Below are 11,428 nucleotides of genomic sequence, written 5' to 3'. Positions count from 1 at the left end.
GTGGGCGCATAGGCTCGGGCACGTCGGTGGACGGTGACGTGGAGGTGTGCGGTGGCGGGTGTGGGTGTCGGCGACGTGGTGCGGGACTTCGAGTTGCCCGACGAGACGGGCACGCCGCGGCGGCTGTCGGAGTTCCTGGCCGCCGGTCCGGTGGTGTTGTTCTTCTATCCGGCGGCGTTGACGCGGGGGTGCACGGCGGAGAGCTGCCACTTCCGGGACCTGGCGGCGGAGTTCGCGGCGGTGGGCGCGACGCGGGTGGGCATCAGCCGCGACCCGGTGGAGAAGCAGGCCGAGTTCTCCCGCCGGCACGGGTTCGACTATCCCCTGCTGTCGGACGTCGACGGCACGGTCGCGGACCTGTTCGGGGTGCGGCGGCGACTGCCGTTGGGTGCGCTGAGCACGCGGCGGATGACGTTCGTGATCGGCACCGACCGGCGGATCGTCGAGGTGGTCCACAGTGAGCTGAACATGAACGACCACGCGGACGCGGCGTTGCGGGCGCTGGGGGGTTGATCTTCCGCTTGTCGGCGTGGGCTGGTATCAAGGCAGTCATCTGAACAGGTGTACGAGGGGAAGAGGTTGCTGATGGGTGCTGCTGGCCAGGGTTTGTCCACTGACGAGGTGCAGAGCATCCGGGAGGCGCTGGCGGCGGGCCGCAAGCCGAAGGTGGTGTTCACCGCCTCGGCGGGTCAGATCGCCGGGCAGGTGGGTCAGGTGGTGGAGCTGACCGACCCGGCCGGGTCGGACGAGTTCGTGGTGGTCCGGTTCGGTCGCGACGAGTTGCCCTTCTCCCCCGCCGACGTGGCGGTGGCGCCGCGCGGCGCCGGGCGCAAGGCGGCGGAGCCGCAGCCGGAGACGCCGGAGCCCGAGCCGGCGGCGCCTGCGGAGCCGGAGTTCGTGTTGGACCGGGCGCAGGTGCCGCAGCAGCGGCGGGAGGAGCCGAAGGTGGAGACGACGGAGGCGAAGCCCGCCCCGGCGCGCAAGGCGGTGAAGGCCGTGAAGCCGAAGGGGCCAGCGGGGCTGACGGTGACGTTGGCGTACGCCGACGGTGAGTGGACGGTCGCGGCGCAGCAGGGCAGCAAGTCCCTGGCGAAGCCGTACGTGGTGAAGCCGGCGGAGGCGCTGCGGATGGTGGCGCTGGTGGACGTGCCGGGCGTGCAGGAGGCGGTGGAGCAGATCATGGCCGCGGAGCGGGCCGAGGCGGAGCAGCAGGCGGAGAAGCTGCGCGCGGAGCTGGCGGAGATCGAGGCGCGCCTGGCGGAGCTGCGCGAGGCGCACTGACGCGGACGGCCGGCGGGGTGGGTGGCGGTGCCGCTCGCCCCGCCGGCGCTGGCGGGTGTGGTGGTCGACGAGCCTGCCGACGCGCCCGGTGGCGGTGAGTGGGGCGAGGTCGGGCTGGCTGGCGGGCGCCTTTGGGTGGTCAGGCGCGCGGGCCCAGGAACAGGCCGCCACTGGCGTCGATGACCTGCCCGGTGACCCAGCGTGCGGCGTCGGAGGCGAGGAACGCGACCACGTCGGCGACGTCGCCGGGCTCGCCCAGGCGGTCGAGTGCCGTCATTGCGGTGATCAGCTCGGCCAGGCCCGGTGTCTCGAAGACCGGGCCGTTGGTCGCGGTCCGGGTGGCGCCGGGCGCGACCGCGTTCACCGTGATGCCCCTGGCGCCGAGCTGGTTGGCCAACGTCAGGGTCATCGTCTCGACCGCGCCCTTGGTCATGGCGAACGACGTCTGGGTCGCGTTGGCCATCCGGGTCGCCGCGGACGAGATCGTGATGATCCGGCCGTCGTCGCGCAGCAGGGGCAACGCGCGTTCGATGATGAAGTACGGCGCCCGTACGTTGACCGCGAACAGATGGTCGAAGGCTGCTCGTGTCGTGGCGCCGAGCGGGCCTGCGGGTGGCGCTGCCGCGTTGTTGACGAGGATGTCGAGTGGTCGCCCGGCCAGGCTGGCCTCGACTCCCGCGAACAGCGTCTCGACATCCGCGTCCACGCCCAGTTCCGCGCCGACGGCGTACGCCGTTCCACCGTCCCGCACGATCTGGTCGACCGTCGCCGTCGCGCCCTGCCTGTCCGCGCCGAAGTGCGCCATGACGACCGCTCCCCGCGCTGCGAGCCGGATCGCGATCGCCTGGCCGATGCCGCGCGACGCGCCGGTCACCAGGGCTGTCCTGCCGATCAGATCACCCATGATGTTAGTTACTCCCAACTTGTTAGTCACTACCAGTGCGGTAGTGTCTACCACATGAGCGAGCGGCACTCGACACTGCGGGAGCAACGACGGGCCGAGACGCAGCGCGTCATCCAGGCGCACGCGGTGCGGTTGTTCGTCGAGCGCGGGTACGACGGCACGACCGTGAACGACGTCGCAGAGGCCGCGGGCGTGTCTGCGATGACGGTGTACCGGCACTTCCCGACGAAGGAGGACCTCGTACTGGTCGACCAGAACGGCCCGCTGGTCGCCGAACGGATCGCCGCGACGCCGGCCGGGCAGCCCCTCGTGCGCCGCATCGGCAGCGCGCTCGTCGACTCGGCACGGACGCTGACCGCCGGCGACGACCGGCTCCTGCTGGCCCGCCTGCGGCTGATGATCTCGACGCCCGCCCTGCGCGCCCGGCACCTGGACAACCACTACGTGCTTCAACAAGCCATCGTGGAGGGCCTCGGGGACGAGGCCGCCGATCCGGAGACGGCCTTCCACGCCGCGGCGGCGGCCAGCGCCTGCCTGGCCGCCATGCACACCGCGCTGGTGCGGTGGGCGAAGGACGACGGGCGTACCGATCTGCCCGACCTGATCGCGGAGGCGTTCGCGGCAGCCTTCGGCGACATCACGCTCCGGCCGGAGTAACGACGCGGGAGGAGGGGCGCGTCGACCCCGCGGCCCACGGCGGGTGGCGGCGGCGGGACCCCGCGGCCACCCGCCGTGGGCGGGTCAGTGCCGCGGGATGTGGGCCACCCCGATGCGCTTGCGGAACACCCAGTACGTCCAGCCCTGGTAGGCCAGCACGATGGGGGTGAACACCACCGCCACCCAGGTCATGATCTTCAGGGTGTAGGGGGTGGAGGCGGCGTTGGTGGCGGTCAGCGTCCCCGCCGCGTCGAGCGTGGAGGGCAGCACGTTCGGGAAGAGCGCCGCGAAGAGCGTCGCCACGGCCAACGCGATGGCCACGGCGGTGCCGGTGAACGCCCAACCCTCCCGGCGGGCGCGGGCGGCGGTGAGGCCCCCGAGCAGGGCGAGGGCCGCGCCGACGGCGAAGACGACGGCGGCGGTGCTGGAGCGGATGTTCAGCGTCCAGGCCAGGAACGCCACCGCGAGCACGGCGGCGGCCGCGCCCACGCGTACCGCGAGGGCGGCGGCGCGCTCGCGGACCTCGCCGACGGTCTTCAGGGCGATGAACACGGCGCCGTGGGTGAGGAACAGCGCCGCGGTGGTCGCGCCGCCGAGGAGGGCGTACGGGTTGAGCAGGTCGACCAGGCCGCCGACGTACTCGTGGTCGGCGTCGAGCGGCACGCCGCGCAGGATGTTGGCGAACGCCACGCCCCACAGGATCGCCGGCACCACCGAGCCGACGAAGATGGCGGTGTCCCAGCGGCGTTTCCAGGACGCCTCGGGGCGCTTGTGGCGGTACTCGAAGGCGACGCCGCGGATGATCAGGGCGAGCAGGATCAGCAGCAGCGGCAGGTAGAAGCCGGAAAACAGGGTGGCGTACCACTCGGGGAACGCGGCGAACATGGCGCCGCCGGCGGTGATGAGCCAGACCTCGTTGCCGTCCCAGACGGGGCCGATGGTGTTGATCAGGACGCGGCGTTCCCGGTCGTCGCGGCCGAGTACGGGCAGCAGCATGCCGACGCCGAAGTCGAAGCCCTCGAGGATGAAGTACCCGGTGAACAGGACCGCGACGAGCAGGAACCAGATGGTGGTGAGTTCCACGGTTGTCTCCGGTGATCAGTAGGCGAACGCGAGCGGGCGCTCGGCGTCGTCGTGGGTGTCGTCGATGTCGGGGTCGGGGGTCAGGTCGGGTACGCCGGCCTTGGCGTAGCGCAGCAGCAGTTTGACCTCGACGACGGCGAGGGTGGCGTAGATGAGGGTGAAGGCGGTGAAGGAGGTGAGCACCTCGGTGAGCGAGACGCTGCGGGAGACGCCGTCGCGGGTGAGCATCTCGCCGAAGAGGATCCAGGGCTGGCGGCCCATCTCCGTGAAGATCCAGCCGAAGGAGTTCGCGGCGAGGGGCAGCAGGGGCATGACCAGGCCGGCGCGCAGCAGCCACTTGCTGGTGGGGGTGCGGCCCTTGCGTTGGCTCCAGAGCACCAGCAGGGCGATGGCGGCGGCGGCCATCCCGAAGCCGATCATGAAGCGGAAGCTCCAGTAGGTGACCGGGATGATCGGGGTGTAGCTGCCGGCGCCGTACTGGGCGGCGTACTGGGCCTGCAGGTCGTTGATGCCCTGCACGGTGCCGTTGGGGTCGCCGGTGCCCAGCCAGGACAGCAGGTGCGGGATCTTGAGGGCGAACAGTTCGCGGCTGCCGTCGAGGCTGCCGACGGTGAGTACGGAGAACGAGGCGGGGCTCTCGGTGGTGTAGAGGCCCTCGGCGGCGGCCATCTTCATCGGCTGCACCTGGGTCATGATCTTGCCCTGGATGTCGCCGGTGATGGCGACGGCGGCGGCGGAGACGAGGGTGACCCAGGAGCCGAACTTCGCGGCGAAGCGGTAGGCGGGGGTGTCGGCGGAGTCGCGGTTGCGCACCAGGTGCCACATGGCGACGGCGACCAGCAGCGAGCCGGCCACCAGGAACGCGCCAGCGATGGTGTGCGGGAAGGTGATCATGGCGACCTTGTTGGTCAGTACGGCCACGAAGTCGGTGAGTTCGGCGCGGCCGGTGTCGGGGTTGATCCGGTAGCCGACCGGGTTCTGCATGAACGAGTTCGCCGCGAGGATGAAGTACGCGCTGAGGTTGCTGCCGATGGCGGCGGCCCAGATGCTGGCCAGGTGCAGCCGCTTGGGCAGCCGGTCCCAGCCGAAGATCCACAGGCCGATGAAGGTGGACTCCAGGAAGAACGCGACAAGCGCCTCGATCGCCAGGGGGGCGCCGAAGATGTCGCCGACGAAGCGGGAGTAGTCGCTCCAGTTCATGCCGAACTGGAACTCCTGCACGATGCCGGTCACCACGCCCATCGCGAAGTTGATCAGGAAGAGCTTGCCGTAGAACTTGGTGAGCTTCAGGTACTTCTCGTCGCCGGTGCGGTGCCACATCGTCTGGAGGATCGCCACCAGCACGGACAGGCCGATGGTCAGCGGCACGAAGAGAAAGTGGTAGACGGTGGTGACACCGAACTGCCAGCGGGCGACGTCCAACGCGTCCACCAGTAACCCCCAGGCTGTGCATACTACGGGACGTAGTAAATACTACTGCGCGTCGTAGACGAATCGGCAGGGGCGGGGGTCCCGAAGCGACCCGGGACCAATGACCCTGATCACCTCTGCCGGACGGCCCCGGCACTCCGCGGGGTGGCCGGCGCGTGCGACCATGCGCGCTGATGGACACCACCCGCCCGGCCTGGCAGCCACCGCTGATCTGGCGTGCCGCGCAGCTGCTCGCCCGCGTCGTCGTCGCGCTCCTGGCCCGCCTGGAGGTCAGCGGCGACGTGCCCGAGGCGCTGCGCCGGGGCCCGCTGATCCTGGCCGCCAACCACATCAGCCCGTGCGACCCCGTCGTGCTCGCCGCCGCCTGCCGCGCCCGGGGCGTCGCCCCCCGGATCATGGCCACCGGCGGGCTGTTCCGCACCCCCGTCATCGGCGCCCTGATGCGCCACGCCGGGCACCTGCGCGTCGACCGGGGCACTGCCGCCGTCGGCCGGGCCCTCGACGACGCCGCCGCCGCGGTCGCCGCCGGCTCGGTGATCCTGGTCTACCCGGAGGGCCGCATCGGCCTGGACCCCGGCTTGTGGCCCGAACGCGGCAAGACCGGCACCGCCCGCCTCGCCCTGGCCTGCGGGGCGCCGGTCATCCCGGTCGCCCAGTGGGGCTCCCACGAGGTGGTGCCCTACCGCGCCCCGAAGGGGCTGCTGCGCGGCATCGCCCGCGCGGTGTGGCGCCGCCCGGTGCTGCGCGTGCACTTCGGCGAGCCCGTCGACCTGACCGACCTCGCCCACGGCGCGCCCGGCGCCGCCCGGCAGGCCACCGACCGGATCATCGACGCCATCACCGACGCCCTCCTGCCGCTGCGCCCCGACGAACCGGAGCGCCCCCGCCACGTCGACCCCGGCCGCCCGAGCGACACCAGCCGGGCGCACCGCCGGCACCGCTCGCCCGACTGACCCGCCGGACCGCCGGTCACCGCGCGCGCCGTCAGAGCGCCTGCGCCAGCCGCAGCAGCTCGCCGACCGCCGTCGCGACCGGCGTCACCGGAGCCGCCACCACCGCCAGCCGCTGCAACAACCCGGTGACCCGGCCCGGTTCGGCGTCCGGGCGGGTCAGCTCCGCACGCAACTGCGCGGCCGTCACCCGGGCCGGCTCCGACAGTTCGCCCCGGTGCCGGTCGAGCACCTCGAGCAACTGCCGGACCAGCGCCGTGGCGTCGACACCGGCGGGCGCGGTGGCCCACAGGCTGCCGCCGCTGGCGTACGCGCCCGGACCCACCGCCTGGTTGCCCACCTGGCTCACCCCGCCGGACTGCTGGATGCCGTAGTTGGTCGCCTCGGGCATGCCCTTCCTCCCCTGCGATTCAGTCGTCACGCGGCCGGCGGCTGCGCGGCGGCGCCCCCTCGGTCTGCTGCTCGGCCCGGGCGCCCTGGCCCACCGCCTGGTTGCCGACCACACTCAGGCCGCCGGTCTGGATGACGCCCTGGTTGAGGATCGTCGTCTGCCGGTTGCGGAACTCGGCCGTGTCCACCCCACGGGCGTCCAGGAAGTCCATGATGGCGGCCAGCACGTGCCGCTCGACGACCTTCAGGTGCTTGGCGGCGTCGAGCACCTGGAAGTAGTTGTGGTACTCGGCGCCGGAGGCGACCTCCCGCACGCCGACCTGGGCACCGTAGTCGTAGCCCAGGTCCTCGCGGGCCAGTTGCCGCAGCCGCGCCTGACGCCGCCCGCGCGCGGCACCCCGCACCAGGTCCCGCAGCAGCCGCAGCGGCGCGCCCAGCGCGGTGGGCAGCAGCCGCTCGGTGCCGGTGGCCAGCACCTGCGCGAGCTGACTCACCGGCAGCCACTCGGTCAGCCGGTCCACGTCGTGGTAGCCCTGCCGCGGCGGCTCCAGCACCGTGCGGGCGCACTCCAGATAGAGCACCTGGCCGTCGGTGGAGAAGTGCAGGAACGTGGAGGCGACGACCTCCCCGCCCCAGGACGGCACCAGGGCGCACAGGTAGTGCCGCGCCGCGCCCTGCGGTCGGCCGGCGACCTCGCGTACCTCGTCGTCGGACCACCGCTGGCGCGGCATCCGCTCCCGGTGCGGCAGCAACCGCGCGTCGCCGGTGAGCCGGTCGCCGCAGACGAACACCCGGTCCTCGAGCAGCAACCCCGCGAGCCGCTCCGGGGTGGGATCGCCGGCCTGGCCCAGCCGGACCGCCGCCAGCCGGGCCCGCACGTGGTCGATGAGCTCCACGACGGTGAACGGCGCGGGGGCGGACACGTCGCCCGTGGGGACGCTCCCGACCGGCCCGTGGGCGTTCGCCAGGATCGGCAGGGCGAACGACCACCCCGCCACCGGCGTGCCGTGCCCGACGAACGGGGTGTAGCCGCCGTAGACCGTCACGTTGCCGCCCTGGGCGCGGTCGACGGCGGCCAGCCGCTCGGCGTCGCGCGCCGGCAGCGATGCCACGTCGGGCGGCCCGGGCCGGAACCGGGCCCGGCGCAACCGGGTCACCAGCAGCCGCCGGGTGCCCAGCAGGTGCCCCACGAGCACCAGGTAGGCGACCAGGCCGGCCGGCAACGCCAGCCACGGCCGGCCGACGACCCAACCGGGCAGGCCCGCCGGGTCGTCGCCCGGCGTGGCCGCGCCGAGCTGGAAGACCAGCACGAGCGAGACCGTCGCGATCGCGATCATCGACAGGAACGGGCCCACCGGGCCGTTGCGGCCGGGCCGCAGCGGGGCCAGTGAGCTGCCCACCGCCATCGTGACCCCGACCAGCACCGTCGCCAGCGGGGCGAGCAGCACCGCCAGGCCGCCGACGACCAGCAGCCCGACGTCACGCAGACGACGCCGCCGGCGGGCGGACAGGCAGTGCCGCAGCACCGTGCCCAGGTCGAAGCCCACCGACGGGGCGACCGCGCGCAGGTCGTCGTCGAACACCTCGGCCAGCACCCGTTCGGTGAACGCGTCGTCGGTGTGGGCGGCCGCGCACAGGTAGCGGGTGGCCTCGCTGCCGGCGTCCGGGTGCGAGCGTGCCGACGGCGCCTCGTCGCGTGGGCCGCTGTGCTGCCGTACCACCATGTCAGCCACCTCCGTGCCGGGTCGCCGGGAATCCCCCACGGCGCGGCCCCGGCCCCCGTACCGCCGCCCAGGCCAGCAGGGCACCCACGACGAATCCGCAGTACAGCGCCCCGGAGATCGCGCCGAGCACCGTCGAGGTCAGGTCCACGCCGCGCAGCATGCCGCTGTCGGTGAGGACGTGCATCGTCACGCCGCCCACCGCCGCGAGCACCGCCGCCGTCACGCTCGCGCCGATCACCGCGAGCACCCGGTGCGTACGCCGCGGCGAGAACGCCGGGGTGGCCAGCCGACGCAGCAGCGCCACCGCGACCACGACGAACAGCACGGTGCGGGCGTTCTCCGCCAGCCACCAGGCGACATGGTCGGCCCGCAGCGGCCGCACGTCCCACCTCGGCCAGCCCAGCCCCGCCAGGGTCGCCTCGCCCAGCGCCCCCACCAGCCCCGGCAGCCCGTCGCCCCGGGGCAGTCGGTAGCGCCACTCGATGATCAGCCGGGCGGCCCACGGGTTACCGACCAGCAGGACCAGCCAGAGCAGCGGCCGGGCCTCCGGCGGGACGCGCCGGTGCGGGCGCTCCGGCGACGGCAGCGCGATACGGGCCGGCAGCGGGTCCAACGCCCGGGCCGCCACCCCGGGCGCGGGCGCCGGCGGCTGCTCGGCCCCTCCCGGCCGGGGAGGAGGCATCCATGGCATCACCCGGACATCTTCACCGCACCGCAGCGCGACACCGTCGTCACTGTCCGACATCCGCCAGCCGCGCGTCGGTGCGGCGGGCGACGCGGTGGCAACCGGGCGGCCACCCGGCGGCCAACGGGGCCGGGCATACTCCCCGCGTGACCCACGCCTACCTCGACGGCCCCGCGCCGCTGGCCTTCGCCCACCGGGGCGGCGCCGCCGAGGGCGACGAGAACACCGCCGCGGCGTTCGCCCGGGCGATCGGGCTCGGCTACCGGTACGTCGAGACCGACGTGCACGGCACCGCCGACGGCGTCGCGGTGGTCTTCCACGACGCCACGCTGACCCGGGTCACGGGCGAGCCGGGGCGCATCGCCGACCTGCGCTGGGCCGACCTGGCCTCGGTACGCGTCGGCGGCGCCGCCGTGGTCCCCCGCCTCGACGAGGTCCTCGACGCCTGGCCGCAGGTGCGGTTCAACATCGACGTCAAGGCCGACGGCGGCGTCGAGCCGACCGTGGCCACCGTCGCGCGCGTCAAGGCCGGCGACCGGGTGCTGCTGGCCTCGTTCAGCGACGCCCGGCTGGCCCGGCTGCGCGCCCTGACGCAGGGGCGCGTCGCCAGCAGCCTCGGCATGCGCGGGGTGGCCCGGCTGCGGATGGCGTCGCTGACCGGGCGGGCGCTGCGACTGCCCCCGTCGGTGGTCGCCGCGCAGGTGCCGGTGCGCTACGGGCGGGTGCCCGTGGTGGACCGCCGGTTCCTGCGCCACGCCCACCGACTCGGACTGCACGTGCATGTCTGGACGATCGACGAACCTGCCGAGATGCACGAGTTACTCGACCTCGGAGTGGATGGCATCATGACCGATCACGTCGGCGTGCTGCGCGACGTGTATCACAGCCGCGGTCACTGGGCCGCCTGAACCGTTCGAAGGACCCCGATGGCCGAGACCGTCACCCCCGCCGTGGGCGACACCCCCGCCCCGGCGAGCACCCGCCGCGAACGCAGCGGCTGGTACTTCTACGACTGGGCGATGTCCGCCTTCTCCACCACCGTCATCACCGTCTTCCTCGGCCCGTTCCTGACCACCGTCACCGAACTCGCCGCCGGCTGCGAACTCGGCGCCGACACCTGCGGCGGCTACGTGTACCCGCTGGGCATCAAGGTCGCCGCCGGCTCCTACTTCCCGTACCTGGTGTCGTTGTCGGTGTTCCTCACCGTGTTCGCGCTGCCGATCGTCGGCGCGATCGCCGACCGCTCGGCGCACAAGAAGCGGCTGCTCGCCGCCGCCGCCTTCATCGGCGCCGGCGCGACCGTCGGCATGCTCTTCGTCACCGGCGACCGGTACCTGCTCGGCGGGGCGCTGTTCATGGTCGCCAACATCGCCTTCGGCGCCGGTGTCGTGGTCTACAACTCGTTCCTGCCGCAGCTCGGCGGCCCCGACGACCGCGACGGCATCTCCAGCCGCGGCTGGGCGCTCGGCTACCTGGGCGGCGGCCTGCTGCTGGCGCTCAACCTCGTCGCGGTCAGCATGCTCGGCGAGGAGGGCAACCACCAGCGCACCCTCGACCTGGCCCGCTGGTCGATCGTGTCCGCCGGTGTGTGGTGGGCGGTGTTCACCCTGATCCCGCTGCGCTGGCTGCGCGAGCACCCCACGGCCGCCGCGCGGGCCGGCGGCAACCCGGTCACCGACGGGTTCCGGCAGCTCGGCCGCACCCTGCGCGAGATCAAGGCGTACCCGCTGACGCTGTTCTTCCTGCTGGCGTTCCTCGTCTACAACGACGGCATCCAGACCGTCATCGCCCTGGCCAGCCAGTACGGCACCGAGGAGCTGAAGCTCGGGCAGAGCACCCTGATCGTCACCATCCTGCTGGTGCAGTTCCTGGCCTTCGGCGGCGCGCTGCTGCTCGGCGCCCTCGCCAAGCGCATCGGCGCCTGGAAGACCGTGCTGATCAGCCTGGTGCTGTGGACCGGGGTGATCCTCGGCGCGTTCCGGCTGCCCGCCGAGGCGCCGGTGCCGTTCATGGTCCTCGGCGCCGCCATCGGCCTGGTGCTCGGCGGCAGCCAGGCCCTGAGCCGGTCGCTGTTCAGCCAGCTCATCCCCGCCGGCAAGGAGGGCGAGTACTACGGCTTCTACGAGATCAGTGACAAGGGCACCAGCTGGCTCGGCCCGCTGGCCTTCGGCATCGTGTTCCAGCTCACCAACTCCTACCGGGTGGGCCTGGTCTCCCTGCTGATCTTCTTCGTCGTCGGGTTCCTGCTGCTGCTGGCCGTGCCGATCCGCCGGGCGATCGTCGCCGCCGGCAACACCCCGCCCCGGGTGCTCTGAGGAACGCG

The 11,428-nt window shown here is 73.0% G+C and carries 12 protein-coding genes; 6 read left to right on the top strand and 6 right to left on the bottom strand.

Annotated elements, in window-relative coordinates:
- Nucleotides 1–51 precede the first annotated feature (51 nt).
- Nucleotides 52–513 carry a peroxiredoxin gene (locus F6X68_RS05320; protein WP_305069284.1) on the top strand — a complete coding sequence of 154 codons (462 nt, stop codon included), beginning with the start codon at nucleotides 52–54 and terminating at the stop codon, nucleotides 511–513.
- 72 nt (nucleotides 514–585) lie between these two features.
- Complete coding sequence (locus tag F6X68_RS05315; protein ID WP_151453206.1) at nucleotides 586–1,281, top strand: hypothetical protein; 696 nt, start codon at nucleotides 586–588, stop codon at nucleotides 1,279–1,281.
- Nucleotides 1,282–1,420: 139 nt separating this feature from the next.
- Here F6X68_RS05315 and F6X68_RS05310 read toward each other — a convergent pair whose 3' ends face one another.
- Nucleotides 1,421–2,185, bottom strand: coding sequence for an SDR family oxidoreductase (locus F6X68_RS05310; RefSeq protein WP_151453205.1), 765 nt, complete (start codon nucleotides 2,183–2,185; stop codon nucleotides 1,421–1,423).
- Nucleotides 2,186–2,239: 54 nt separating this feature from the next.
- Here F6X68_RS05310 and F6X68_RS05305 point away from each other — a divergent pair, with 54 nt between their 5' ends.
- A complete protein-coding gene (locus F6X68_RS05305) occupies nucleotides 2,240–2,842 on the top strand; it encodes a TetR/AcrR family transcriptional regulator (RefSeq protein WP_151453204.1) in 603 nt (200 codons plus the stop codon).
- A gap of 84 nt (nucleotides 2,843–2,926) precedes the next feature.
- On the opposite strand, the gene cydB is transcribed toward F6X68_RS05305, so the two are convergent.
- Complete coding sequence (gene cydB, locus F6X68_RS05300) at nucleotides 2,927–3,925, bottom strand: cytochrome d ubiquinol oxidase subunit II (protein ID WP_151453203.1); 999 nt, start codon at nucleotides 3,923–3,925, stop codon at nucleotides 2,927–2,929.
- A 15-nt stretch (nucleotides 3,926–3,940) separates the two neighbouring features.
- Nucleotides 3,941–5,356 (bottom strand): cytochrome ubiquinol oxidase subunit I, encoded by a 1,416-nt coding sequence (locus F6X68_RS05295; protein ID WP_151453202.1) that lies wholly within the window; start codon nucleotides 5,354–5,356, stop codon nucleotides 3,941–3,943.
- 173 nt (nucleotides 5,357–5,529) lie between these two features.
- On the opposite strand from F6X68_RS05295, the gene F6X68_RS05290 reads away from it, so the two are divergent.
- Nucleotides 5,530–6,309, top strand: a complete 780-nt coding sequence (locus tag F6X68_RS05290; protein ID WP_151453201.1) for a 1-acyl-sn-glycerol-3-phosphate acyltransferase — start codon at nucleotides 5,530–5,532, stop codon at nucleotides 6,307–6,309.
- Nucleotides 6,310–6,340: 31 nt separating this feature from the next.
- Here F6X68_RS05290 and F6X68_RS05285 read toward each other — a convergent pair whose 3' ends face one another.
- Genes F6X68_RS05285 through F6X68_RS05275 form a run of 3 tightly spaced genes read right to left on the bottom strand, consistent with a single transcriptional unit; the run spans nucleotide 6,341 to nucleotide 9,102 of the window.
- Complete coding sequence (locus F6X68_RS05285; RefSeq protein ID WP_151453200.1) at nucleotides 6,341–6,697, bottom strand: hypothetical protein; 357 nt, start codon at nucleotides 6,695–6,697, stop codon at nucleotides 6,341–6,343.
- 19 nt (nucleotides 6,698–6,716) lie between these two features.
- Entirely contained in the window at nucleotides 6,717–8,420 is a 1,704-nt protein-coding gene (locus F6X68_RS05280) for a hypothetical protein (RefSeq protein WP_151453199.1), read from the bottom strand.
- Between the two features lies 1 nt (nucleotide 8,421).
- Nucleotides 8,422–9,102 carry a hypothetical protein gene (locus tag F6X68_RS05275; protein WP_151453198.1) on the bottom strand — a complete coding sequence of 227 codons (681 nt, stop codon included), beginning with the start codon at nucleotides 9,100–9,102 and terminating at the stop codon, nucleotides 8,422–8,424.
- 149 nt (nucleotides 9,103–9,251) lie between these two features.
- Between F6X68_RS05275 and F6X68_RS05270 the strand changes: the two genes are divergently transcribed.
- Both F6X68_RS05270 and F6X68_RS05265 read left to right on the top strand, forming a co-directional pair.
- Nucleotides 9,252–10,013, top strand: coding sequence for a glycerophosphodiester phosphodiesterase (locus F6X68_RS05270; protein ID WP_225851999.1), 762 nt, complete (start codon nucleotides 9,252–9,254; stop codon nucleotides 10,011–10,013).
- An 18-nt stretch (nucleotides 10,014–10,031) separates the two neighbouring features.
- Nucleotides 10,032–11,420 (top strand): MFS transporter, encoded by a 1,389-nt coding sequence (locus F6X68_RS05265; RefSeq protein WP_151453196.1) that lies wholly within the window; start codon nucleotides 10,032–10,034, stop codon nucleotides 11,418–11,420.
- Nucleotides 11,421–11,428 lie beyond the last annotated feature (8 nt).

Source organism: Micromonospora sp. AMSO12t (assembly GCF_008806585.1).
GTDB lineage: Bacteria > Actinomycetota > Actinomycetes > Mycobacteriales > Micromonosporaceae > Micromonospora > Micromonospora reichwaldensis.
This window is presented reverse-complemented; position numbering and strand designations above follow the sequence as displayed.

Coding starts and splice junctions, on each gene's coding strand:
- F6X68_RS05290 (WP_151453201.1), top strand. CDS start 5,530: ATGGACACCACCCGCCCGGCCTGGCAGCCACCGCTGATCTGGCGTGCC.
- F6X68_RS05315 (WP_151453206.1), top strand. CDS start 586: ATGGGTGCTGCTGGCCAGGGTTTGTCCACTGACGAGGTGCAGAGCATC.
- F6X68_RS05305 (WP_151453204.1), top strand. CDS start 2,240: ATGAGCGAGCGGCACTCGACACTGCGGGAGCAACGACGGGCCGAGACG.
- F6X68_RS05265 (WP_151453196.1), top strand. CDS start 10,032: ATGGCCGAGACCGTCACCCCCGCCGTGGGCGACACCCCCGCCCCGGCG.
- F6X68_RS05310 (WP_151453205.1), bottom strand. CDS start 2,185: ATGGGTGATCTGATCGGCAGGACAGCCCTGGTGACCGGCGCGTCGCGC.
- F6X68_RS05280 (WP_151453199.1), bottom strand. CDS start 8,420: ATGGTGGTACGGCAGCACAGCGGCCCACGCGACGAGGCGCCGTCGGCA.
- F6X68_RS05275 (WP_151453198.1), bottom strand. CDS start 9,102: ATGCCTCCTCCCCGGCCGGGAGGGGCCGAGCAGCCGCCGGCGCCCGCG.
- F6X68_RS05285 (WP_151453200.1), bottom strand. CDS start 6,697: ATGCCCGAGGCGACCAACTACGGCATCCAGCAGTCCGGCGGGGTGAGC.